The sequence below is a fragment of the Bradyrhizobium sp. WBAH42 genome, assembly GCF_024585265.1.
Taxonomy (GTDB): domain Bacteria; phylum Pseudomonadota; class Alphaproteobacteria; order Rhizobiales; family Xanthobacteraceae; genus Bradyrhizobium.
In genome coordinates this window covers 7,808,951-7,833,805 of record NZ_CP036533.1, presented here as the reverse complement: position 1 = coordinate 7,833,805, position 24,855 = coordinate 7,808,951, and the positions used below count along the sequence as shown (strand labels likewise).

The 24,855-nt window shown below is 59.9% G+C and carries 21 protein-coding genes and 2 pseudogenes; 14 read left to right on the top strand and 9 right to left on the bottom strand.

Features of this window, described 5'->3' with window-relative positions:
* Together DCG74_RS36710 and DCG74_RS36705 are read right to left on the bottom strand one after the other, a co-directional pair.
* A complete protein-coding gene (locus DCG74_RS36710) occupies positions 1-450 on the bottom strand; it encodes a hypothetical protein (protein ID WP_172787675.1) in 450 nt (149 codons plus the stop codon).
* 31 nt (positions 451-481) lie between these two features.
* On the bottom strand, positions 482-880 hold the full coding sequence (locus DCG74_RS36705; protein ID WP_172787595.1) for a hypothetical protein: 399 nt from the start codon (positions 878-880) through the stop codon (positions 482-484).
* Between the two features lie 140 nt (positions 881-1,020).
* Here DCG74_RS36705 and DCG74_RS36700 point away from each other — a divergent pair, with 140 nt between their 5' ends.
* From DCG74_RS36700 to DCG74_RS36690, 3 genes and pseudogenes are all read left to right on the top strand, one after another.
* Positions 1,021-1,944, top strand: a complete 924-nt coding sequence (locus DCG74_RS36700) for a Ku protein (RefSeq protein ID WP_172787594.1) — start codon at positions 1,021-1,023, stop codon at positions 1,942-1,944.
* Positions 1,945-1,964: 20 nt separating this feature from the next.
* Positions 1,965-2,210 carry a hypothetical protein gene (locus DCG74_RS36695; protein WP_172787593.1) on the top strand — a complete coding sequence of 82 codons (246 nt, stop codon included), beginning with the start codon at positions 1,965-1,967 and terminating at the stop codon, positions 2,208-2,210.
* A gap of 26 nt (positions 2,211-2,236) precedes the next feature.
* A pseudogene (locus DCG74_RS36690) lies at positions 2,237-2,847 on the top strand (cell envelope biogenesis protein TolA).
* A 193-nt stretch (positions 2,848-3,040) separates the two neighbouring features.
* Here the strand turns inward: DCG74_RS36690 and DCG74_RS36685 are convergent.
* Positions 3,041-3,718 carry a hypothetical protein gene (locus tag DCG74_RS36685; protein WP_172787592.1) on the bottom strand — a complete coding sequence of 226 codons (678 nt, stop codon included), beginning with the start codon at positions 3,716-3,718 and terminating at the stop codon, positions 3,041-3,043.
* Positions 3,719-4,017: 299 nt separating this feature from the next.
* Between DCG74_RS36685 and DCG74_RS36680 the strand changes: the two genes are divergently transcribed.
* Positions 4,018-4,203, top strand: a complete 186-nt coding sequence (locus DCG74_RS36680; protein ID WP_172787591.1) for a hypothetical protein — start codon at positions 4,018-4,020, stop codon at positions 4,201-4,203.
* A gap of 371 nt (positions 4,204-4,574) precedes the next feature.
* On the opposite strand, the gene DCG74_RS36675 is transcribed toward DCG74_RS36680, so the two are convergent.
* Complete coding sequence (locus DCG74_RS36675; protein ID WP_172787590.1) at positions 4,575-5,567, bottom strand: hypothetical protein; 993 nt, start codon at positions 5,565-5,567, stop codon at positions 4,575-4,577.
* Positions 5,557-6,810 carry an MBL fold metallo-hydrolase gene (locus tag DCG74_RS36670; RefSeq protein ID WP_172787589.1) on the bottom strand — a complete coding sequence of 418 codons (1,254 nt, stop codon included), beginning with the start codon at positions 6,808-6,810 and terminating at the stop codon, positions 5,557-5,559. Before DCG74_RS36670 ends, DCG74_RS36675 begins: the two co-directional genes overlap by 11 nt.
* Positions 6,811-6,961: 151 nt before the next feature.
* On the opposite strand from DCG74_RS36670, the gene DCG74_RS36665 reads away from it, so the two are divergent.
* Complete coding sequence (locus DCG74_RS36665) at positions 6,962-7,696, top strand: metallophosphoesterase family protein (protein ID WP_172787588.1); 735 nt, start codon at positions 6,962-6,964, stop codon at positions 7,694-7,696.
* Positions 7,697-8,160: 464 nt separating this feature from the next.
* Here DCG74_RS36665 and DCG74_RS36660 read toward each other — a convergent pair whose 3' ends face one another.
* Positions 8,161-11,508: an adenylate/guanylate cyclase domain-containing protein gene (locus tag DCG74_RS36660; protein WP_172787587.1), complete on the bottom strand. Its 3,348-nt coding sequence runs from the start codon at positions 11,506-11,508 to the stop codon at positions 8,161-8,163.
* Between the two features lie 317 nt (positions 11,509-11,825).
* Here DCG74_RS36660 and DCG74_RS36655 point away from each other — a divergent pair, with 317 nt between their 5' ends.
* From DCG74_RS36655 to DCG74_RS36640, 4 genes are all read left to right on the top strand, one after another.
* Positions 11,826-12,134 (top strand): hypothetical protein, encoded by a 309-nt coding sequence (locus DCG74_RS36655; protein ID WP_172787586.1) that lies wholly within the window; start codon positions 11,826-11,828, stop codon positions 12,132-12,134.
* Between the two features lie 404 nt (positions 12,135-12,538).
* Positions 12,539-12,715, top strand: coding sequence for a hypothetical protein (locus tag DCG74_RS36650; RefSeq protein WP_172787585.1), 177 nt, complete (start codon positions 12,539-12,541; stop codon positions 12,713-12,715).
* On the top strand, positions 12,693-13,019 hold the full coding sequence (locus tag DCG74_RS36645; RefSeq protein ID WP_306557996.1) for a hypothetical protein: 327 nt from the start codon (positions 12,693-12,695) through the stop codon (positions 13,017-13,019). Before DCG74_RS36650 ends, DCG74_RS36645 begins: the two co-directional genes overlap by 23 nt.
* Before the next feature lie 627 nt (positions 13,020-13,646).
* On the top strand, positions 13,647-17,849 hold the full coding sequence (locus DCG74_RS36640) for an S-layer family protein (protein ID WP_210268411.1): 4,203 nt from the start codon (positions 13,647-13,649) through the stop codon (positions 17,847-17,849).
* 55 nt (positions 17,850-17,904) lie between these two features.
* Here the strand turns inward: DCG74_RS36640 and DCG74_RS36635 are convergent, their stop codons facing one another.
* The gene (locus DCG74_RS36635; RefSeq protein WP_172787533.1) at positions 17,905-18,147 is read right to left on the bottom strand and encodes a hypothetical protein; all 243 of its coding nucleotides are present in this window, start codon (positions 18,145-18,147) and stop codon (positions 17,905-17,907) included.
* Between the two features lie 74 nt (positions 18,148-18,221).
* Complete coding sequence (locus tag DCG74_RS36630; protein WP_172787584.1) at positions 18,222-18,677, bottom strand: Hsp20 family protein; 456 nt, start codon at positions 18,675-18,677, stop codon at positions 18,222-18,224.
* 273 nt (positions 18,678-18,950) lie between these two features.
* Here DCG74_RS36630 and DCG74_RS36625 point away from each other — a divergent pair, with 273 nt between their 5' ends.
* The 5 genes and pseudogenes from DCG74_RS36625 (at position 18,951) to DCG74_RS38895 (ending at position 23,081) form a co-directional block, all read left to right on the top strand.
* Entirely contained in the window at positions 18,951-19,355 is a 405-nt protein-coding gene (locus DCG74_RS36625; protein WP_172787583.1) for a hypothetical protein, read from the top strand.
* 16 nt (positions 19,356-19,371) lie between these two features.
* Positions 19,372-19,822, top strand: a pseudogene (locus DCG74_RS36620) (hypothetical protein).
* Between the two features lie 2 nt (positions 19,823-19,824).
* Positions 19,825-20,571, top strand: a complete 747-nt coding sequence (locus DCG74_RS36615; protein ID WP_172787582.1) for an SOS response-associated peptidase — start codon at positions 19,825-19,827, stop codon at positions 20,569-20,571.
* Positions 20,572-20,647: 76 nt separating this feature from the next.
* Positions 20,648-22,801 (top strand): 3'-5' exonuclease, encoded by a 2,154-nt coding sequence (locus DCG74_RS36610; RefSeq protein ID WP_172787581.1) that lies wholly within the window; start codon positions 20,648-20,650, stop codon positions 22,799-22,801.
* Positions 22,802-22,976: 175 nt separating this feature from the next.
* Positions 22,977-23,081, top strand: a complete 105-nt coding sequence (locus DCG74_RS38895) for a DUF2934 domain-containing protein (RefSeq protein ID WP_246708920.1) — start codon at positions 22,977-22,979, stop codon at positions 23,079-23,081.
* 370 nt (positions 23,082-23,451) lie between these two features.
* On the opposite strand, the gene DCG74_RS36600 is transcribed toward DCG74_RS38895, so the two are convergent.
* Positions 23,452-24,777, bottom strand: coding sequence for an epoxide hydrolase family protein (locus DCG74_RS36600; protein WP_172787580.1), 1,326 nt, complete (start codon positions 24,775-24,777; stop codon positions 23,452-23,454).
* Between the last annotated feature and the right edge of the window lie 78 nt (positions 24,778-24,855).

Genomic DNA, 24,855 nt, shown 5'->3' with positions numbered 1-24,855 from the left:
TCAAGTCTCCGGAGCGGCCAGGCGGGGCCGCGACATCAGTTGCAGCAGCGTGGCAGAGGGGCGACGGCCGGCCTTAGCACATTTGCTGCAGCGGAGCCGGCTGGCCAAGTCGTGGACAAATGTGGTCGGCGGATGACGCAGCGCCGCCAAGTCAACGTTCTGTTTTGTCTTGCAGCGCGAGCATTCGATCGCGAGCGAGGCGAAGCCACCGTTGATGGCTTGGTCGACCGTCGGTGATGGATCAATGGGCCCGCCATCTGCCCACATGCGTTCGTTCCAGGACTCGCAGAGCAACTTGTCAGCCTGGCGGATGAAAGCTTCGCCTTTGGCCCGGGCTTCAGCTGCCTGTCCTGCGAGGATCCTCGTCATCGCGCGTGCCCGGCCAAGCTCCTTGCTGAGTGCCTTGCGGTCTCCTCCGGAGAGGGGCGTCGGGTGATGCTTCGGTGCCATGGCAGCATCCAGTTCGCGCAGCGTCGGCGACTTACTCAAACGCAGGCCAGCAGCCGTCTTCCTCATGGCGACCGGTGCGCTGGGTGCAGGTATTAGCCAACAGCCGCTGTCCGACCTTCTTCCAGAGCGCGTCAGGACCGTAGAGGCGAGCGGCATCTGCCTTCTGGATCTCGACGACCCTGGCGCAGCGGCGGCAGCCCACCCTCAGCAAATGTTGAGGAATTTGGCTTAGCCGCAGCGTCCCTCCGGATGGGGTCGTCGGCTTGGCCTCGGCCCGGGGGTCGGCGAGAAGCGCTTCCCAGTATTCCTGTGGCAGATCGTCGTCCGGAGCCAATCCTTGCTCCCGAGGCATGGTTTTGCGGACGAGAGCTGCCATCTTTTCCATTTGCTTTGGGGTCGGCATACGCCAGCTCGCGGGTCGATCGGTCATGTCCGATTAGAACATAACAAGAACAAAAGAGTCGAGTCCCGGACCGAAAATTTGAGCTTTATGGCGAGGCAACCGTTGTCGGAACCATGGTCTGCCGTTCGTCTTGAATCCAGGCCGTCTCGAACCGGAGTTCTGCGTACATGGCCCCCCGCGCCAACTGGAAAGGCTTCCTGCGTTTGTCGCTCGTGACGTGCCCCGTGGCACTCTATCCGGCCACCTCCGAGTCGGAGAAGATCAGCTTCAACCAGCTCAACCGGCAGACGGGCCATCGCATCAAGTACCTGAAGGTCGACGCCGACACCGGTGACGAGGTGCCGAACGAGGACATCGTCAAGGGATACGAACTCGATAAGGGGCAGTACATCGAGGTCACGAAGGAGGAGCTCGAGGAGATCGCGTTGGAATCGACGCGCACCATCGAGATCGACGAATTCGTCGACAAGTCCGACATCGACCCCCGCTACCTGATCCGTCCCTACTACATCCGTCCAGACGGCAAGGTCGGGCACGACGCCTTTGCGGTGATCCGCGAGACCATTCGCGAGATGGACAAGGTTGCGATCGGTCGCGTGGTGCTGACCAACCGCGAGCACATTATCGCGCTTGAGCCGCTGGACAAAGGACTCGTCGGCACACTGCTCCGCTACCCCTACGAAGTGCGCGGCGAGCAGGAGTATTTCGACGAGATCCAGGACGTGAAGGTCACCAAGGACATGCTGGACCTCGCGAAGCACATCGTGAACCAGAAGGCCGGTCGGTTCGAGCCCGACAAGTTCGAGGACCACTACGAGACTGCGCTGATCGATCTCATCAACCAGAAGCGCGCCGGCAAGCCCATCACGCCGAAGGAGCGGCCCGCGACGACCAACGTGGTCGACCTGATGGATGCGCTGCGGCGGAGCGTCGGGCGGGAGGCCGCGCCGGCGAAGATCGCAAAGCCGGCCAAAAAAGCGCGCAAGGCATCGAGTGGTCAGAAGGAGATGCTGATGCCGATCGAGGGCAAGAAGCTCAAGGAGACGGCGGCGAAGAAGCCAGCGGCCAAGCCGCAGCGGAAGTCAGCCTGAGGTCGGAATAGGAGGACCGCATGGACATGAAAGAAGCTTCCGCGATGACCGAAGCCTCCGGCCTGGTTGATGATCAGGATGCCCTCGGCGCACCGCAGCCGAGCAGCCAGACCGAGACGGCCTGGAGCCGAAGGTCGGTGCGCCAGCCCTCGAACGAGGCGGCGCTGCGCTGGGCCGAGCGGCTGCGCAAGGTGACGGTGCAAGCCCCGTTGTCCGCGCTGTTCGTCGCCTTCCTACTCGGCACCTGGGTTGCGCGCCGGCGCTAGGACAAAGCCGCGGGCTGCCGACATCCATGGCAAGGAAGCTCAAGACATTTCAGACGTCGCTGGGCTTCTATGATCTCGCGGTCGCAGCGCCGTCGATGAAAGCGGCGCTCGAAGCCTGGGGCGCTGGCAGCAATCTCTTCCATCAGGGCGTCGCCAAGGAGACGGACGACCCCGACGTGGTCGCCGCAACGATGTCCAAGCCCCGCGTCGTGCTCAAGCGCCCGGCGGGATCGAACGGGCGCTTCGCCGAGCAGTCCGATCTCCCGTCCGACCTGGGATCCGGTGAGAACCGGGCCCGGCGCGGAAGACAGCGGCCGAAGCCGACGAAGCGAGCTGCTCCGAAAATCAGCGAACGAGAATCCCGAAAGGCCGCGGCCGACTACGAGAAGGAGCAGAAACGCCGCGATGCGCAGCGCCGGCGGGAAGAGGTCGCCCGTGAAAGGGAGCGCGAACGGCGAGAGAGGGCGACGGCCAAAGCGCAAGCTGCGCTGACAAGGCCCAGCGCGAGCACGAAAGAAAAGCAGCGGCCATCCAGGCCGAGGTCGAGGCGCTTGAGAAGCGGTCACGCGCCGAGGATGATCGGTGGGAGAAGCAAAGAGAGCGGCTGCAAGCCTCGCTGAGACGTGCACGGGACTAGGGCCTCGGCGGGCATTTCGCACAAGAACGTGAAGGTCCGGAGCGACTCGAACCTCCGAGCCACAAATTATTCACCATCACAGCCAAACCACGCAACGGAATCGCTTCGCCGCCACCGGACTGATAAGGTCTCGATGCAATCCTTATCAGTTAGTCTACTAGTCCGAGTTGTGAGCAATTCGGCTCAGCCGACCTTAGCCATCAGCTGGTCCAAAAAGTACAGTCCTATAAATATTAATCGCTTCACAATTCGAGAACGCCCGACCGCTAGGAGACGGCAGCAAGAAGAATTTGGCCTCTCGATCGCCAATCTTGATCCGGTCAAACGGCTGGATCCGGTCGATAGTACGATCATTGCGCAGACGTTCGCGGTAGACGCGGAGGCGAGCTGACTGCCCCATTGCCATAAGCGACCATTCAAACGCTCTATGGCTCGTAAAGGCCAAAGCCTCTACTGACGGGTGCTGCACCAAGACCTCAGCAAAATTTACACACTCGCTAGGTAAAGGTGTGATGATGTCGTCGTCGGCCGAACTGCACTCCCGGCCGGTTTTCCTCCGGTAGCTTTGCAAGACGTCTTTCATCCACAGGCGATTAAGTCTAAGAAATTCCCGTGCCGCTTCGCCATATTCTTGTGCGCTCGCTTCGTCATTCGGCAGCGCCCTCCCCTGGTCCGCGGCAATTTTGTTTAGCCAGAGCCACATGCTGTTATGGCCAGAGCCATAGAAAAAACTGAACTCGAGTTTATGTGCTCGGACGCCCTCGCATTGGGGATTGGAGAACCGGGGGGGCGGCGCCGTGCCGACAATTAGCAACCGGACGTTAGCAGGCAAGGGTTCTGAGTTGTAGGGGTGCCTTTCCGTAAAGGACATTCTGGCCATCTTCCGTTGAACGAGCAGGCGTCGCTAGCGGCAAACACCTATAACAAATAGCCAATCAGAAAATGCCCGAACCTTGTAGCACAGTCCGACATTACCTAAACGCTGCGCCTGCCGCGACTCGCATTGGGCTTCTTGCAATGTTCTCGGATCCGCGGCACCTTCCAAACTTGACTCGCTGCCACTGACCTATCGCCAATCACGGCTGTCTGAGCCGTAGAATGCCGGACGGCTCCGCCGCTTGAAATCCGCTCGCGACTCACGCCAAATCTCAGTCTAGGGGGATTCATTACATGCATCAGCGCTTGCACGACCTTCCGCTCGAAGGATTCGCGATTATCGTGGACGGACACGCTAAAACGATTTTTCTCACCAGAGAAGGCGCGCGCAAGGCGGCTGTCGAGCTAAAGGATCGATTTCCGTCGATTCAGATTAAGATCTACGACGCTGCAACCAAACATGCCGAACTTGCTCGTTGAGAAAAGTCACATGCGTGAGCGCCGCGATGCGGCTCGGCAGTTTCCTTATCGGTCGCCGAGCTGACAGCGCTTCGTACGGAACCTTATCACTCGCGAGCTGACTCCATTTGGTAGTTTTCTTATCATTACGCGACTAAGCCTGCATCGTCGCACGTCGCCGCTGACCGCTGCCAGTATCAGCCGTCCTGTCCGGCCGCCGAGAGACATCACGCGCTCACGGAACGTCTGCAGGGGACACGAGCTCGCCGATGCCGTAGCTCTTGCCGTTGACAAGAGACCGGAGCTTGTCTCCCTCCACCCTGAGCTTGGCACGGGTATCGGCGTAGCTGCCCTCGCGGAAACCCGTCAATCGTTCGAACCAATCCACTGCCTCATCGCATCCGCAATATGTCATTCGCCAATTGGAAGTCCTCGGGCTTGCCCTTGGCGATGATCTTTACCCCGGCCTCTTCCAGCTGCAGCCGCTTTCTCTTGATCCGGCCGTCCTTCTCGTCCTGGCCGAAATCGTAGACCAGGAGATAAACGTTGCGATGGATTGACAGTTTTAACCTCCCGTCTCCCACCTGCCTGACGAGGTCATCGACCTGCCGCGCCGGGCTTTGGTCGCTGATGTCCGCCAGATTTTTGCAGACCCTGACATAGGCATCGATCAATCTTTGCTCGTTCTCCTTAGCCTGAATGAACTGCTCATACTTCCTGATCTGGGCGATCACGGCAGTGGAACGCTCTTGCGGGGGCAGACTTTTTGTTCCCTTAGGAAGCTTTTCCAGGCCCCACAATTCAGGATTGTCTGCGCATTTCGCCTCGCAGAAGACCAGCTCCGCTCCACCCGATTCCGTCGGTACCAATACGGCGATATCCATCCGTGGCGCAGATAGATCGCCGTTCTCTCCCGCCCTCGTGAAGGCAACCTCGAGATCGACGACCCTCGGCTCCTTCCTGGCGATCTTGTGCACGCCGCTTTTCTCGGGCCCCGCAAATCGAGCAGCCGTCTTGATGAGTTGACGCAAGGTAAGCTTTGACTCGTACTCGGTGTTGATGATGTCTTCGGGCTCGATATCAAACTTCGATCCATTGAACGACACATACGGATCCTTTTTCTCAAGGTCCGGCTTCACCAGGTACTTGTAATGGATCGCAAGGCGGGGCTCGCTGCCGCTGCTGCCTTTCCCAAAGGCAATCTTGAAGACGCTCTGACCTTTGACATAGGCATTTAAGTATCCGTTTCGGACTGCTAGCAAGAGATCCTTGCTCTCCAGAACCTCCTTCCACCAGTTGTCATCCGTCTTATCTGCGAGCCCTTTCAAACCTGCCATTTGCGAATTGGACAGGCCGCGCTTGAGGAAGTTCAGTTCAGACGTCAATCCATTCGCCATCGTTCGCCAATTCCACGTTGTTAAAGAGATCCGGAAACCGTAGCCGTTCAAATGTATGGATGGGGATCAGGCGCTTCGCCGCGACGGCGGTGGCAAGGCGCTTCAGGTCAGTCGGGCTGGCGTGTCCCGAGGTGTGTACCGTTTCGAATGGGATACCGCGGCGCTCGCAGTCGGCCTTCAAGGCCGCTCCGGACTGGCCCTCGGCCAGATAGCCGTCCCATTGCGACCACAACACCCGCGCGCCCTTGAGCGCGCCTGCCCGCTCGAGATCGGAAATCATCCACCCCCGAAGCAGCATGACCGAGCGCGGCGCACTTTCGGCGAGCTGCCCGGGCCAAACCCGAAAGCCGCGGTAGCTATCGACCAGGGCAGCGATTCCCTTGGCTTTCAACTGAACGCGCTGCCTCTGCGGGATATAGACCGCGAGATTTGACCATCCCGGCGTGGGCTGGGGAATGCTGTCGCGCCCCGTGGCCTTCAGCACCTCGGCGGCATAGGCATCGATGAGGAGGCTGCGGCCGGTTCGTTTTGCCGCGCGATAGACCGTGACCACCCGGTCGATGTTCTGGGCCGAGCAGGCGACCAGGGCGAAGCCTTCGGTCTGCTCGAATCGCGTGACGAACGTCTCCTCCAGGTCCTCCTCGGACGGGAACGTCGCGTCATCAGCCAAGCGGCCGAGGCTCGATCCTTCCATCAACATGAGGTCGATGTCGCGGGGCGGATCGCTGATCAGCGCGTCGAACAGCTTGCGCTTGCGGCCGTGAGCGCGCAGATCGCCGGAATAGAACACCCGCTTGCCGCCGGACGAAATTTCTATAGCGTAAGCATCGAAGCCCGAATGATCCACGAGCCGGGGCATGATGGTGAAGGGGCCAAGCTGGATTGGCTTGCGATGCTCGAGGTGATGACTTGCCTTCAAGGCGACGGCATCGGAAACGAAATCGGCGGCCGCCCGGATGATGCTCTCTGTCTCTTGCCCCATGATGAGTGGAATCGCGGGGTTTACCTTTGGCACCAAACCCCAATGGTCTCGATGACCGTGCGACAGGACGATACCGAGAAGGCTGCCACTGGGGGCGGAAAGCCCATCGACGTCGGGCAGCGGTGTGGAAGCAAGGTCCTTGGCGTTCAGCGGAAGACCTAGATCAAGCAGGATTCGGGTCCCCTCGCTCTCCAATTCGATACAGGTGCCGCCAATCTCCCGCGTCCCCCGATGGATTCGCAATCTCACTACGCGACCTCGCCCCCGCCCATTCCAATCTCCCTATATTCAATCGAGGCCCCGAGAAATTTACACATTATGGAACATTTGCAAAAAATATTCTGCGTGGCGAAGCGCCCCTGTTGATGTCAACTAGATTGATTTGCAATGGACGGTCAATATGAACGAACGCATGACCTTCGCGGTTGGAGACATCCATGGATGCTTCGAGGAGCTCAGGTCTCTGCTCGACGCCTGCCGAAAGAGCGCCCGCGACATTGAGCACGACTTCCTCTTCCTGGGCGACTACGTCGATAGAGGGCCTGCCTCCAACCAGGTGATAGCCTATCTGATGCGAGAGCAGGCCAGCGCCCCGTCGAGATTCCGTTGCCTCATGGGGAATCACGACCACATGCTTTGCCGCGCCGCGGATAGGAGCCGCTCCGATGCCGAGATCATTCAGTGGTGGGCGAACGGCGGCGAGCAGACACTGGAGGCCTACGGCAAGGACGACCCATCCGATCTCCCGGCAGAGCACCTCGCGTGGATGAGGGCGTTGCCTCTTCAAGTTCGCGACGAGCACAGGTTGTTCGTTCATGCCGGAGTAAGACCCGGTGTCGCCTTGGAGGCCCAGTCCAGAGACGACATGTTGTGGATACGTGAGCCGTTCCTGTCCTCGAGGCTGTGGCACGGTGCTCTCGTGGTCCACGGCCATACGCCGACGGCAACGCGTGCTCCCGACGTTCAAGCCAATCGCGTCAACGTCGATACAGGAGCTTGCTTCGGGGGCCCCCTCACGGCGGCGGCATTTGGTACGGTACTGTCGGGGCCCCTATTCTTTCTCAACAGCGATGGATTGAAGTTTCAACTGAAGCCCGAGCCTGCAACACCGCGAAATCCCAAGAGCTTCCCCTGATTTGTGAGTTTGAGAAATGACCCAGTCGCAAGCCACCCGGCCCCGACTGATAAGCTTTCGCATATTATCTTATCAGTCCGCCAACTGACTCCATTTGCGACCAAACCTTATCAGTCGCCCAAATGACTCCCTTCGTGAAAGCTCTGAGTTTGTAGGTCGCCTCCTTGATCATTGAATTCGTGGAAATCGTCACTTCCGATAGCAGCTCTTCTCGGAAGCTATAGGTCGCCCTAGGTGATGACGCCAATGGACGAAGCTCCTAGAGGCTGCAGCGTCCCCTGCCCGACGGCAAACGCTCTGGATCGTCAGATCGTCACCCGGAGTGTGAAGGAAGGATCCGAGGCCGGAGCGACGGTCGCCGCGACGATCGTACTCGTCCGGTTTCCGGCCGACAGCCGACGTAGGCGGCCGGTGCTGCGTTGTTCAGCTTAGGGCCATCACTGGAACTCGCAGGTCTTCGCCTTTCACGTGAGTTCCTCGAGCAGAGCCTTCGCTTCTTTCAAATCGCGGGTATCAAACCCTTCGTTGAACCAGTCGTAGATCGGCGCAAGCAGCTCGCGGCCCTCGTTTCCCTTGCCTCGATCGCGCCAGAGCCGCGCCATGCTCATAGCGACGCGCAGCTCGAATGATCTTGCCCGCTGCTTGCGGGCGAGTTCGAGAGCTTGAACAAGGCTTGCTTCCGCTTCCATGGATGCACCGAAAAGCAATTGGAGTTCGCCTTCAATTCTCAACACGTCGGCTTGCCAGAGGTATTCGCCTGTTTCGGCTATCAGCTCGGTGGCTTTTTTGATCGTGCTCAGGCTACCCTGCATATCTCCTGCGCGTGCTTGCAGGACCGCAAGGAGTGAATGGTAGTGCGGAGAATGAAATCGAACCTGTTGTTCGGCGGCATGTATTCCCTGTTTCATTAGAGCAATGCCGCCTTCCAGCTGCTCTGCACACCCGATTGCCCAGCCGCTCAGTATTTGACCGCAACTAATGGCCCAGAGCGGCACGCGCGATCCAAGTTGTGCGCTCAGGTTTTCAACGTAGTTATTAACGTCGGCCATCTTGCCGAGCAACACGGACAACTGTGCGCCAGCATAGATGCCAACGATGCCGCTCGTGTTCGCGTGGTTTGCGCTGATGGCATGTTCAAATGCCTTCTGGCGTGCTGCGACTGCCTGATCAGGGTACCCCAAGGCCCACAGGCTCAATGCCAGATAGGCAAGACCTGACGAGTGCGGATCCGCGAGGTAAAGCACCGACAGAGCTTGGTCCATTTCGACTCTGTCGATTGCAAGGATCTGTTCCAGCTGTGCTTTCGCGGCCTCGAACTCACCTATTTCAAGCAGCGAGGCGCCCATGGCGCGGTGCGCGATCAGTCGCGCCACGCGGTCGCCGGTGTGCGCGGCCAGCGATTGGCAGCGCTGCGAGTACTCAAGTGCCTTCGGGATCCTGCCGCTCGCTATGCAGTAGGCATACTGCCCGTAGAGGCTCGGTAACAGGTTCTCCGTGTCGCCTAACTTTTCACACAGGGCGATCGCGCGATCGCGTGCAGCCCCGACGAGCGGGTTGCCATACCCATGCTGAGCCGCCAAGGGCGTGCCCAACGCGAGCTGGAATTCGAGTTCTTGCTGATCCTTTTGCGTCGAATGCGGCAGCGTCGTTAACATCTCTAGGCCCCGCCTGAGATGACGCACGGCCTCCTGGTCGGCAGAGCGCTCCGCCGCGCGCCGCCCGGCCTTCAACCAATATGAAATGGCGGTATCTGCCTGTCCGGCCTCCGCGAAATGGTGCGCCAACAGTTCGGGCTCGATGCTGGCACGCTCGGGAAGGAGCAGTTCGAGCGCTTTGCCAATGGCTGCATGTAGCTTGTGACGGCCTCCCCGCAGCAGCGTGCCGTAGGCCGCATCCTGCACTAAGGCGTGCTTAAAGCTGTATTCCGCGTCTGGTGGCATTCCGCGCCGGAAAATCAGTTCGGCAGATACCAGCTGATCCAGCGCATCATCAAGCTCAGCTGAGTTCCGCTGCGCTACGGCCCGTAATAGCTCGTAGGAGAACTCCCGACCGATGGCCGCGCCCACCTGCGCCACCTCTCTGGCGGGTGAACCGAGCCGATCAAGGCGAGCCATCAGGGAGGCGTGCAGAGTGGCTGGAATGGCAAGCGCAGTCCTCGAAACATGCGCGAGCGCGGTTCTGGCGCCGCGGTCATCTGCCTCGAGCACCACCTTTGTCAGCTCCTCGAGGAATAGCGGCACCCCATCCGTGCGCTCGACAATCTCCGAAACGACATCACTCGTTAGCGTTCCTGCGCCGACGAGCTGCTGAACCAACGCAGCGCCCTCGCGCCGGTCGAGCCGGCTGAGGGACAGCATTGTGAAGTGCGTTTGTCCGGCCCAGATCCGTTCGAACTCGGGACGGAATGTAATAACGAGCAACACCGGTAGATGCTGGACCCGCTCGAGCACAAGGTCGAGCAGTTCGCGCGAGCTGGGATCGATCCAGTGCACGTCCTCAAAGAGCATCAACACCGGTCGTTGCTGCGCTAGGCCATGGAGCTGCCGAAGCAGCGCCTCGAAAGTTTTTTCCTTTTTTCCTCTGGGCGTTAGCTGGAGAGGCAGAAAACGGCCTTTGAACGGGATCGATAGCAGCTCTGCCAGCAAGGCCTGATCCTCTTGCGGCGGTGATGCCTGCACTAACAGCGCTGCCAATTTCTCAAGCTGCGCCTCGGGCGTATCTTCGCGCAAAAAACCGGCAGCGCGCTCCAGCTGTGTAATGATCGGATAGAACGCACTGTCGACGCGCTGCGGTGAGCAAAAGTACCTAAGGCTGGTGTGCAGCTCGATTTGAAGTCGCTCCTGGAGCGCCGCGATCAATCGCGACTTGCCGATACCTGGCTCGCCAGCAAGCAGTACGACCTGACCTTCACCGCTCGCCGCGCGCCGCCATCGCCGTAGCAGCAGATCGAGTTCTTCTCGCCGTCCGACTAACTCGGTCAGCCCACTTCCGTGGAGCGCCTCGAAACGGCTTTCCACCGAACTCACTTGTAGCACTGCCCAGGCTCGCGCCGGCGCATCGATGCCCTTGAGGTCCTGCAATCCGAGGTCCGCCAAATCGAACAGGCTCCCGAGCAGTCTCCGCGTGCTCTCAGCTATGACCACCGCGTTCGGTTTGGCGACGTTCTGAAGCCGTGCAGCAAGATTTGGGGTCTCGCCAACGATCGCCTGCTCCTGTGCCGATCCCGTGCCAATCAAGTCGCCGACGACGACCAGGCCCGTCGCGATACCGATGCGGGTTTGCAGTGGAACTGAAAACTTGAGCTCACCAATTGCGCCAATCGCGTCCAATCCTGCGCGAACGGCTCGCTCAGCGTCGTCCTCGTGAGCCTGCGGGTAGCCGAAATAGATCAGTACGCCGTCGCCCATATACTTCGCAACGAAGCCCCCGAAGCGGCGCACCGTATCGGCGATGCACGTTTGATACGCCGAAATAATCTCGCGCAGGTCTTCTGGGTCCATACGTGCGGAGAGCGATGTCGAACCGACTAGGTCCGAGAACATCACGGTGACTTGGCGGCGCTCGGCGGTGTCCTTGGCGGCTTTGCATGTTGCCGAAGAAGCGTCGGATAGGGGCACCGGTGCGCCCGCTGCAGCACGCAAGGCGGCGATGGCGTCGAGCAGTTTGCGGCGATGCCCGACAATTCCGACACCAAGATCCTTCAAGTCCTCGGCCGTGAGGTTCGGCAGGACTGTATCGTCGATCTCATTCTCGCGGAATGCTGCCTCATATTGTTCGAGACCAAGCCTCCGCAGCCAACCTCCCAGGTCCATGACGGCGGCCCCAGTTCGCCTAGCGCTCCATCATTTCCCCGGCGAGGCGGCCTGTCTAGAGAAATGACCGCTTCGAGTCAAAAGCGGCGGTCGGGGGTAGCCCGGCCCGCGTCCGCTCTACGGCCGATAGCCGACATCAAGATCGCATCAGCATGGTTCGGCCAGCCGATGGGACATCATCCGGCCTGCCAGCGGGCGCCGGGCAATGCGTCCCCAGGGGCAGCCTCCTGTACCTCGGAATTTCCGAGCGCACTCCGCTACACAGCGAGGCCCGAGCGCGGTAAACTTCCGTTCGTCCCCAGCGTGAGTTGCTGTGTATGCCTCGCTCCCCGTCCATCGTGCCGCACGTCGATCACGACACCTATCTGGTGCTGAACGATTTTGGCAGGCTCGGGCGCGCCTGGTGCGAGGCTGACGAAGAAGGCACTGACCGGGAGACGCTTCTCCGCCGTCTGCTGGACGACCAGTATAGCCATCCAGTGCGGATCGTCGCGTTCAACACCGCCGAGGGCTGGTCGCGCGACGTGACGGTGGATATTGCCGACGAGCTACGTCGGCGTTTTGCCGAGTACGACGACGTGCCAAGTTCTGTGCAGGAGTTCTTGGAGACCGCAGTCCGGCGGTGATCACGCGCGACTTCGGAGAGCACGCGGGCGAGCGCTTCCGCGAAGGAATGCTGCGGCCACGTAAATTTCCCAAGTGTCGGCAATTTCGCTCGCTGGTTAACTGGTGCGGGTCGAGCGCCGCATCATGAAAACACCGAAGCCAAAGCAGTGGGCCGACCAGGAGGTCCGACGATTGATTAGTTCTGGCGCGGCAAGGCGTTGGCGCATTGAGGATAGCCGCCGAACTCGGCCGCCACGCCGGATCGGTCAGGCGCATGGCGCGAACGTTGGGACTGCTGTTGAAGAAGTAGCGCGGGCCACTCGCAGATGCATTTCCCGTACTTGTACGGGCATTGCGCGCGCGGAATATTTGGCATCTACTTTCGATTGAATTTCATGACGTACTGATTTCCGGATGTAGGCCCATGAGCATTAAAGCCATGATGGCGATGATCCTTCAAAACCAAATGGCTTTGCGCGGCGTGCATTCCCTCACGCCATCTGACTACGAAGAGATTGTAGAGCACATGCTCGAACAGCTCAGAGAGCTGGAGCTTAGCTTGGCCGCTCGCGAATTCGATGGCAGGCAAGAGCCGAAGTAACTTCCACTTGGTTGGTCAGCTACCGCGACTCAATGTGTCCCTCGCCACTATGAAATACACATCTGCTCGCCCCTTAGCCGACCCTGAGACCGGCGCCCGAAAGCTCGTCGAGATCGCCAGCGGCATTCAACCCGTGCAGGACGGACGCGTCTTCATCGAGCTGATCAATGTGCCCTTCCTAAAACAGGGCGGCACGGGCGAACAATTCAGCGCCGCAGTCGCCTTGGCGCAGGAGCGCGGCTGGTTGGAGCTGCATGAGAGCGGCACATATGTGCGGCTAGCCGACCATCGAAAGTCCGTTTAAGCGCATCGCGGCTGACCTACAGCCCAAAAGCTTCAGGTCTCGCGTTTCCCAATTCGCGCACCATCGCTCATAGCAATCGGGATAGCAGGCTCTCGCCTTGATGCTGCGCAAAGCCCCATCGGGCCAGCCTGACCCCCTGGGGCTGGAGGGACAAGTGCGGGGCCAAGCGGTCCGACGGCTGGCGCGTGAGGAGCGCCATGCGATTGGAGGCTAGTCCCAGGCGGCGAGATTGCTGTGTTCACTTGTGACCCGAGGCAGCATTTGTAATGTTCCTGCATTGGAACATCGAGCCGCAGATGAAAGACATGCAGGCTCGGTTGGAAAAGCTAAAGCGAGACGCTGCTGAGTGCGCCCTCATCCGCGATGGGGGCAAACCGAAATCAGGGGAACTCAGTGACTCATCGTTGAGTACCCAATCCGCTATATTGATTTCGCTTGAACCGAGAGTATAGGCGTTGGCAGGCAAGCACTCCTTGCCATCTGCTGTCCGTAAAACGGAGACGTACCGAACTCTCCGTTTTCTCTGAAGTGGCAGCGTTGGTGCCATCGGCAGGCGCTTTCAAAACTCCGCCCTTCTCAATGTTCCGAATTGCATGTGCTTAACCCCCATGAATGAGGAGAGACGGCATGAGCATCAATTTTTTGAGAACGGATTACGCGACCGGAAGTAGGCCATATGCGATCAAGATCGCTGACGTGAATGGGGATGGGCTACTTGACCTGATCTCATCGGACTATTTCTCAAATGATGTGTCCATCATGCTGGGAAACGGTAATGGTACGTTTCAAAGCAGAGTTGTTTATGCGACCGGTGGGCAGCCCATATCGATTGCGGTTGCCGAGATCAGCGGGGATGACAAAGCTGACCTTGTTGTTGCGAATAATCAATCTGAATTTGTATCCGTATTGCTCGGCAATGGCGATGGCACCTTTCAAAGTCAGGTCACCTACCCAGCTCTTTCCAAACAAGGCTCGCTAACTGCGGCAGACGTGAACGGTGATGGGGAAAAAGATATTGTTGAGACAAATTATTATGCCGGGAGAGTCTCAATCCTATTGGGTAACGGCGACGGCTCCTTTCAACCTCCGACTGGCAACTACCAAACTGCCTCTAACGTTGATAGTTATCCAATATCTGTTGCTGTCGCTGACATTAATGGTGACGGAAAGGGCGACCTCGTTGTCGGCAACAACGGCGCAGATGTCTCTGTCTTGCTCGGCAATGGCGACGGCACATTCCAGTCACAAAGCGCGATCGGGGCTGGCAACAGCAACTCCGTTGCTGTCGCTGATTTGAATGGAGACGGCAATTTAGACGTCGTCACTTCCAGCCCTTCTCAAAGCCTGATTGCGGTCGTGCTAGGCAATGGCGACGGTACCTTCCAGCCTCGGACGACCTACAACACAGCGCAGCTTCCTTATGACGCAATCCTCAGTGACGTGGATGATGATGGGCAGCTTGACATCGTTTCCGTCATAGACTCCGGTAACATGCTGGTCTTATTGGGCAACGGTGATGGGACATTCCAATCCCCCGTCACTTTTTCTTCTTTTGGAGCTAGCCCATTTGCCGTAGCAGCGGGCGATTTGAACGGCGACGGCCATATGGATGTTGTGACTAGCAATTTTGGCAGCGACACCCTTTCGGTCTTTCTGCAAAATAACTCTCCGACCATCACCTCGAACGGCGGCGGCAACACGGCGGCGGTTTCGGTTGCAGAGAACACCACCGCGGTGACGACGGTTGCGGCAACCGACCCAGATGCCGGCCAGACGTTAAGCTATGCCATCACCGGCGGCGCAGACGCGGCCAAGTTCACGATCAACGAGACCAACGGCGCGCTCGCCTTCATAACCGCGCCGGATTTCGAGATCCGGACCGATGCCGGCGCCAACAACGTCTATGACGTGACTGTCCAAGCCTCAGACGGCTTTGGCGGCATCGACACGCAGGCGGTTGCGGTCACGGTAACGAACCAGCACGAGGCGCCGGCGACCGCAAGCGCCACCGTGACCGCGGCCGAAGATACGACCTACACGTTCACGCTGGCCGATTTCGCGTTCAACGACGCTGATCAGCCCTCCGACGCCCTGCGCCACATCGTCATCACTTCGATCCCCGCGGCCGGCACGCTGGCGTTGGACGGCGTCGCGATCACGGCGGCGCAGGTGGCAAGCGGTCTTGTCGTCTCGCCGGCGGCCATCGCCTCCGGTCTACTGACCTTCACGGCAGGGGCCGATGCAAATGGCAGCGACTACGCGACATTCGATTTCCACGTGCGCGACGATGGGGTGGGCGCCGGCACGGCGGGGACTTGGACCTTCAGCGGCAGCGGCGCGGATGATTCCGGAAACGACCATCACCTGGCGCTGACTGGCGGCGCCGGCTTTGCGCCGGGCTTGTTTGGCGAGGCGCTGGCTCTCGATGGCGCCAAGGGCAGCGGCGCCGTGCTCAGCACCGACCCCTCGGCCTTCGATTTTGGTTCGAGCGATTTTACTATTGAGCTGTGGGTCAAGTTCGATGACCTCAGCCGGGAATCGACCTTGATTGAGAAGTTTACCAACGACAGCGGACCGGGCTGGACGTTCACGGTTCTGGGGGACCACCGTCTGCAATTCTATGCCGCTGGAGTAGCAGTCCTCACGTCAGATCCGCTGACGATTGCCACGGGAGAGTGGCACCAGTTTGTTGCCGAGCGTAGCGGCACCACCTTCAACCTGTTTGTAGACGGTACCCAGGTCCTGAGCGGCTCAGGAGGCGGCGCGATCATACCCTCGTCAGGGCCGCTTCTGATCGGCGGACGCAACACCGGCGACCCGCGCAATTTCACGGTCGATGGTGTCGTCGACAACGTGACCATCTGGGACCACGCCCTCTCCACCACGCAAATTTCGCAGCACTGGAACGGCGGCGCTGGCATAGATCCGGGAGAAAATGTGTCCCAGACGGCGACCGTGACGATCGATGTCAGCGCGCTCAACGATCCGCCGACCATCACCTCAAACGGCGGCAACGACACGGCGGCGGTTTCGATCGCAGAGAACACCACGGCGGTGACGACGGTTGTCGCAACCGACTCGGACGCCGGACAGACGCTGACCTATTCGATCACTGGCGGCGCGGACTCCAACAAGTTCTCGATCAACGCAACGACCGGCGCGCTTGCCTTCCTCACAGCGCCGAACTTCGAGGCTCCGAGCGATAGCGGCAGCAACAACGTCTATGACGTGACGGTCCAAGCTGCGGATGGCAACGGCGGCGCCGACACGCAAGCAATTGCGGTGACTGTAACCGACGAACACGAGAACCAGGCGCCGACCATCACCTCAAACGGCGGCAACGACACGGCGGCGGTTTCGATCGCAGAGAACACCACGGCGGTGACGACGGTTGTCGCAACCGACCCGGACGCCGGACAGACGCTGACCTATTCGATCACTGGCGGCGCGGACTCCAACAAGTTCTCGATCAATGCAACGACCGGCGCGCTTGCCTTCCTCACAGCGCCGAACTTCGAGGCTCCGAGCGATGCCGGCGGCAACAACGTCTATGACCTGACCGTCCAAGCCTCAGACGGCAATGGCGGCATCGACACGCAGGCGATTGCCGTGACGGTGCAGAATGCGAATGAGGCGCCGACCATCACCTCGAACGGCGCCGGCACCACGGCAGCGATTTCGGTTGCAGAGAACACCACCACCGCGGTGATGACAGTTACGGCGACCGACCCAGATGCCGGACAGACGCTGACCTACTCGATCACTGGCGGCGCGGACTCCAACAAGTTCTCCATCAACGCAACGACCGGCGCGCTCACCTTCGTCACGGCACCGAACTTCGAGGCTCCGAGCGATAGCGGCAGCAACAACGTCTATGACGTGACCGTCCAAGCTGCGGACGGCAACGGCGGCATCGACACGCAGGCGATTGCGGTGACGGTGACCAACGTCGCCGGCATCACGTTAACCAATGATGCGGCGACGATCACCGGCACAGATGAGGAAGACGTGCTCACCGGCGGTTCGGGCAACAATACGTTACAGGGGTTGCGCGGCAACGACAGTCTGAATGGCGGAGATGGCAACGATAACTTCCTTTACCAAGTTGGCGACGGTGCCGACAGGATGGACGGCGGCAAAGGGGCCGACACTCTCACCATCACCGGCACGGCCGGCGCCGACACGATCCACGTCATTGTGTCCGGGAGCGGCAGCATCATTGGACTGGAGGGTGGCACAGTTACTAACGTCGAGAAAGTCACTCTCGATCTTCTTGGCGGTACTGACACTCTGAGCTACGCCGGAACAAACTCAAGCGTCTCCGTCAATCTGTTATCGCCCGCAACCGCGACAGGCTTTAACTCCATCTCGGGCGTGGAGAACGTCACCGGGGGATCAGGAAATGACAATCTAACGGGAAATTCGACCGGCAACGCGATTGACGGCGGCGCGGGAGCCGATACCTTGTTTGGCGGGGGCGGAAGTGACAACTTTGTCTTTACGACGCTAGCGAACTCTCGTGCCGCGGCCTTCGACACCATCAACGATTTTACCCCCGGTGCCGACCATCTGCAGATTGGGCATGAGCTTATGAGCTTGACCACAGGAACGGTGAAAGGCACCGGAAATCTCTCCACAGATCTCGCGAACTTTCTTAACGCCAACAATCTCGTGGCTAACGGGGCTGCTGAAGTAACTATTAAAGGCGGCAAGGATGCCGGAACCTACGTCGTCATCAACGACAGCACGCCCGGGTACAATGCGAGCAACGACGGCGTCATAATGCTTGTCGGAGCGCCGGTGCTGCACACGGCGGATTTCATCCTCTGACGGACGAAGCAGGCGCGTCGAAGCCAACTCGAAGGAAGGTATTTCTCTGCGCCTCTCAGTGAATACCTCCCAAGCAACAGCCCCCGACGTGTTGCACGTCGGGGCCTCCGTCTAGATCGATGAATTGCCGCTCTAGCTCCGACAGATGGGTCTCCAGCAGACTGCGGTAGCGGCGTATATTGTTGCGATGTAAACGGATGCAGGCAAGGTTTTCATCGAGCATCTTCGTTACACTACCGGGATGCATGCTGGCGTTCGGATCGACAACGTGATCGTGATGAGCGGTCGTCAGCCGCATGGCTTCCTCCGTTTCCAAGACGAGTTTGAGGAATAGCCGCGCGGGAGGACCCGCGCGGTTCAGCCATTCTGGGCTTAAGCGGCCCTAGATTCGATCTGAGTGACTTTGTTCGGCCCGGAGCCGTTGATTGCAATCTGGCGCGGCTTCATTGCTTCAGGGATCTCGCGCTGTAGGCTGATGACGAGCAAGCCGTTCTCGAAGTTGGCGCCCTTGACCTCGACGTGGTCGGCGAGCGTGAACTGGCGCTTGAAATTGCGGGTCGAGATACCGCGATGCAAGAAGGTCTTACCCTCTTTCTCGCTCTTGTGTCCTTCCAGAGTCAGTACGTTTTGCTCGACCGTCAGAGCGAGCTCCTCAGGGCTAAAACCGGCGAGAGCGATCGAGATTTGGAAGCGGTGTTCGTCGAGACGCTCGATGTTGTAGGGGGGATAGGTCTCCTCGCCGGCACGCTGGGCGGCTTCGGCGAGATCGAAGACACGGTCAAAGCCGATGGCCGACCGGAAGAGGGGCGAAAAATCAAGAGTGCGCATAGCCAGATCCTCCTGAGAGCAAAATGGTTACGAGCGGCACCGGAAACGACCGGTGCCCGTCTCAGTCGCGGGACCCAAACGGCATCCCGATCGTCTTGCGACGACGCCGAAGGAAATTGGAAGCTAGGGAGCAGTTTCAAGACGTGTGGACGAAATTTTTTGAGAGAAGCTGCAACGGTCAAATGGCTCCTCGAGCTCGCCGACCCGGGAAATTTTCAACGGACCCCTTTTGCCTGACTCGACATTTGTTCTCTTTATGTTCTAATTGCCGCCATGACCGATCGACCTGCGAGTTGGCGCATGCCCACCCCGAAACAGATGGAAAAGTTAGCAGCATCAATGGGTAGAGCGCCCGCGAGGGAGCGTCCGCTCGGGCCCGGCGATGACTTGCCGGAAGAGTATTGGCGCGCCCTCCTCGATGATGCCCATGTCCACACTGCTGATGCCGGACGTTCGGGCCCGAGCCTCCGCCTTAGCGAGATCTCGCAGCATGTCCTGCGGGTTTCCTGCCGCAGGTGCGAGCGCATCGTTGAAATTCAGAAGGCCGACGCGGTCCGTCTCTACGGGCAGCAGGCCGGATGGAAGGAGGTTGCGCAGCGATTGCTGGACAACACCTGTCAGGACCGAACTGGCCGACACGAGGAGGACGGCTGCTGGCCGGCCTTCGAACCGGTTTGACCGCACACACGCTCGCATGGCTCCGAAGCATCACCCGACGCCGCTCTCCGGTGGCGACCGCAAGGCTTTGGGCAAGGAGCTCAGCAAAGCGCGCGCGATGACCGCCATTTTGGCTGCGCAGTCCGCAGCGGCTCGCGCCGAAGGCGAGGCGCTGATCAAGCAGGCCGATCGCCTCCTGTGCGAGAGCTGGAACGAACGCATGTGGGCGAACGGCGAACCCATCGATCCCTCCCCCACGGTCGATCAGGCAATCAACGGCGGCTACCCTTGGCTCGATATCCAGTGCTCGCGCTGCAAGACTAAACGTGATGTTGATCTTGGCAGCATTGCCGCATGTCACGACAACCTTTGTCCACGATCTGGCAAGCAGGCTCCGGTGCAACAAATGTGCTAAGGCGGGACGCCGCCCTGCCGCGACGTTGCTACAGCTCGCGCATCATCCCCGCCCTTCTTCTCCCGAGACGTGACGATGTGCAACCTCTACTCGATCACGACGAACCAAGCCGCCATCAGCGCGCTGTTCCGCGTGATCAACCAATACGTCGGCAACCTCGCGCCTATGCCTGGCGTGTTTCCCGACTACAAGGCGCCCATCATCCGCACCGGTGCCAGGGGACGCGAACTCGCGACCGCCCGCTGGGGCATGCCGTCATCTTCGAAAGCATTGATGGACGCAACCAAGAAGCGCGCCGAGAAGCTGCAAGCCAAGGGCAAGACCGTCGATTTCAAGGAATTACTCCGAATGGAGCCCGACAGCGGCACGACCAACATCCGCAACGTGAAGAGCAAGCACTGGACGCGCTGGCTGGGGGTGGAAAACCGGTGCGTCGTGCCATTCAACTCATTCAGCGAGTTCAACAAGGCCGAGGGCGGCGACATCTGGTTTGCACTCGACGAGAGCCGCCCCCTCTCCTGCTTCGCGGGCATCTGGACCAACTGGACCTCGGTCCGGAAGGTCAAGGAAGGCGAGACCACCAACGACCTCTATGCGTTCCTCACAACGGAGGCGAATGCCGAAGTGTTTGCCATCCACCCGAAGGCCATGCCGGTGATCCTGACCACGCCCGAAGAGGTCGAGATCTGGATGACGGCTCCGGCGGATGAAGCCTTGGAACTGCAACGGCCGCTTCCAGACGGCGCGCTGCAGATCGTCGCGCGCGGCGTGAAGGAAGACGGTGTGCCTACGACGGCAGATGTCCGCGGCTCTGGTCAGTAGCCAGTCGAGGCCCTTGACACTGAGGACAGCGTTAGAACAGAAATAGAACGAACGATTCTGCCCCGCGAAGGTCCGCTTGGCCAAATTGCCTCAACTGCCTGTCTATTATTACCTCGACCACTTCGCCGAAATGCTCGGCTTCGTGCAGTGGACGTACGCTCCCGTGCTTGGTCCGGAGCATCACGCCTTCATAGCGCAGTTCGAGGGCCTATCGAGGGATGCACGATGCCTGCTGGTCCGCATGATCAACAGGCGCGGTGCCATATTCAACAGATCCCTGTTCAACTACCCCGAGATCGATGACGTCGGGCGGGCGGCATCCGATCTGACTGCGGCTGGTCACGCACGCGAGCTCGGCGAGGCCGACTATGCAGCCTTCGTCTCATGTCTGCCAAAGGACATCCTCGTGACTGGCGCGCAGGCGGCCGGACGAGGAGACGTCCGCAAATCATGGTCGAAGCCGAAGTTCATCGATTATTATCTACAGAGCATCCCCTTTTCGGTCGCCGCGCAGCACTGCGGCGCCCGCAACTTCATCGCGCTCGATGGGACGCGGCCGATCGAGTTCTTGCTCTACCTTTATTTCGGCAAGACCGAGGTGGATCTGAAGAATTTCGCGCTGCGCGATTTAGGAATCCTTCGTACCAACCGCGAGACATCGTTCAGCGCACGCTTCACCGATGCAGAGGAGGCGCTGGCCTCGTTTCATTACAGCCAGGTTCTGGACAGTCTGGAGGACGGATCGGAGACTGTCCACAGACGGGCGGCCATCGACGTGCTGGCCGGTCCCCCCTGCCCAACCCAGTTCGCCGCCGATCTCCGCTGCCGAGCCGCGCATCAGACCGGGCTTTTCTTCGAGAAGGCGGGCGAGAACGATCTCGCCCGGCAGCTCTACCGTGCCGGGCCTTCTCCCGACTGCAACGAGCGCTTGGTTCGCCTGCTCTACAACATGGGCGACAAGGCTGAGGCCGAAGCGCTGCTGCAGCGGATGATCGATGATCCTGCCAGCGATGGCGAACATCTCTTCGCCACCGACTTCTACGCCCGTAAGTTCGGCGGCAGGCGTACAGGCCTCTACACCGAACTTTTGCGGTCTGGCCGCACGATCACCGTCGACGATACCCATCGCGGCAATCCCGAAGCGGGCGTCGCGGGCGTGCTGCGGCGCGAGGGCACGAAGGTTTTTTTCACTGAGAACGTATTGTGGCACACGCTGTTCGGGCTGCTCTTCTGGGACGAGCTGTTCGAGAACATGCGGATGCCCAGCGGGTTCGACTGGCTACCTCATTGTCTGAAGGACCGCAGCTTTTGCCGGCTTTTCGCCGCGACAATCGACGAGAAACTAGCAGCCATCGCGTCCGGATCCGCCCTCCCGCTGATTCTCCGCACCGTCGCAGCGAAATGGGGCCGCCCGAACGGGATCTTCAGCTGGGATCACGTGCAACTGGAGGCGCTGCGCGCCCTGCTTGAAGGATCCGATCCAGCCGGCGTCGCCAGCATCGTCCGCAGCATGTGCGACGATTTCCGTGGCATGCGCGACGGCTTTCCCGACCTGATGCTGGTCCAGGACGGCAAGGCCTCCTTTATGGAGGTCAAGGCGGAAGGGGATGTGATCCGCCGCAACCAACTGACCCGCCTTCGTCAACTCGGCGCCGCCGGCATCATGGCTGAGATCGGCCGGGTCGATTATCGTTTTGACCCCGAGCAGGATTACGTGGTGGTCGACATCGAGACCACCGGCTCATGGTCGAACGGCGACCGCATCACCGAGATCGGCGCTGTGAAGGTGCGCAACCACCGTGTCGTGGACGAGTGGCACTCACTCCTAAACCCGCAACGTTCCATCCCGGCAAAGATCGTTCAACTGACCGGCATCACCAACGAAATGGTTCGGGACGCACCTCTGTTCGCCGAAGTGGCGGACTGCCTCATGGAGTTCATGGGTGACGGCATCTTCGTCGCCCACAACGTCAGCTTCGATTACGGTTTCATCGCCCACGAATTCGAGCGTATCGGGCGGCGCTTCAGGTTTCCGAAGCTCTGCACGTGCGCTGGAATGAGGCGCCGCTATCCGGGGCATAAATCCTACGGGCTGGGCAAGCTCTGCGAGGTTTATGGAATCGAGCTTGAGAATCATCATCGGGCCCTTTGCGATGCGCGCGCCTCGGCGCATCTCTTGAACCTCATCAATCTAAAGCGCAGCCAGAAGCTTGAGGCTGAAGCGGCTTAGACGCGAGACGGATGTTCACCGCAATCAAGACGCCGGCCAGATCAGCGAGGCAAAGCTCGCTACCGCCACAATCAAAACGGCGCTGATCAGCATTAGGGCGTAAGTACCGATAAACGGAGAACGATTTTGGCGTCGGGCTGTGCCGGCCAGCCGTTCGAGACGGTTTGCCGACTAACTGAGGCAGAGACTATTCTCGTCCACGCGAGATCGAGAGATCAAGGCGCGAGCGCAGGAGCTCTGGGAGCGCGCCGGCCGCCCTGTGGGCCGTGACCTGGCTTGAGGCGAAGCGGGAAATCAGGGGCCCATCAAACGAGACAACCGCTTAGAGGACCTCGTCCCGGATCTTTCTCATTCTTCCAGCTTAAACTGGTGCAAAAATTTCCGGTCACTTTCCAACACTGAACCGGCATTAGAGATGATCAGATGTCGCAGATGGGCCAATACCGGACTTACGAAAGGACACTACTCCCGATCGTGTCGTCCCCATCTGCATAACCCGGTGCTGTTGGCAAGGGCGATCCCAGCGTCGTGCCGCTCCAACTTTCATCGAAGCCCGGACTCGCAAGTCGAATGGCGAGCCAGACGTGTACTCGGTCTTCAGGAGCACGTAGACCATTGTCGGCTCCTCATGCGCGAATATTCTCGAGCCTTTAGTTATTGCGCAACGGTCTGAAGGCTGCACGTAACTCGTCTGAAAACAGAAGTGGCTCCTCCCAGGCAGCGAAATGTCCGCCACGTTCAACCTCGTTGAAGTAGGCAAGGCCGGGGTACATGATCTCGACCCAACTTCGAGGCGCAGCAAAGATTTCGCCGGGGAACGTCGTAAATCCCACAGGAACCGCGACCGCCGGAGGAGACTTGCCGGCCGCACGGGCCGCGGCCTGTCCGGCCTCCCAGTACCACCGTGCCGCCGAGGCCCCAGTGCCCGTCAGCCAGTACAGCGTGATGTTGTCGAGGATGTTGTCCCGGGTGAGATTGCCCGCGGGCTTCCCCTCCACGAAGGCTTGGGAAATCTTGTAGTAGCTGTCCGTGTCATGGACGAGCATCCAGCTCGCGAGCCCGATGGGTGAATTCAGCAGGGAGTAGCCGATCGTCTGCGGTCGCGTCGACTGCTCCAGGAAGTAGCCAAAGCCGCTCGTCCTGAATGTGGCGGCCGCCTTCTGCGCTGCGCGTTCCTTCTCGGATTCTGCGGGCAGCTTGTCGGACATTGCCGCAACACCCGCGAGCAAGTTGATGTGGATTCCGAACAGTCCCTTCGGTGCCTGGCGCCCCACCGCATCCGTTACTGCCGCTCCAACGTCGCCACCCTGGGCGACGTAGCGGGTGTAGCCGAGGCGATCCATCAACTTCGCCCATGCACGCGCGATGCGGGCGGCGTCCCAGCCGAGTTCGGTCGGCTCACCCGAGAAGCCGTAGCCGGGCAAGGACGGCAGCACCAGGTGGAATGCATCCTCGGGCGTGCCACCATACTTGGTCGGGTCGGTCAGCGGACCGACGGTATCGAGGAGCTCGATGACCGAGCCAGGCCAACCGTGCGTTATGATCAGCGGCAGCGCGTTCTCATGCCGGGACTTGACGTGAATGAAATGGATCTTCACCCCGTCGATTACGGTGGTGAACTGTGGCAGTGCGTTCAGCCGGGCCTCGCACTTGCTCCAGTCGTACTCAGTCGCCCAGTAGCGAGCAAGAGCCCGCAGCGTCGCCAGCTGCACACCCTGCGACCGGTCCTCAACGAGCTCTTTGGTCGGCCAGCGCGTTGCCGCGAGGTGCTGGCGAAGACTATCGAGATCTTCACCCCGGACATTGACGCGGAAGGGAAGAATTGCGTCGGCTTCAGCCGTACCAAGCACGGACCTTCCCTGGTTCGATTGCGCGCCTGCTGAAATCGAATGTATAGGAAGCAAGCTGACAGCACCAATTGCTGCTGAACCTGCGAGGAGGCCGCGCCGGGTGAGTAAAGAGGGCAACGCGGTCATGTTCGGCCTCCTTTGCTTACACAGGGAAGTATTCACTGGAAGCATGAATGGGTTTTGGCTGAGGTCAATTGAATCCAA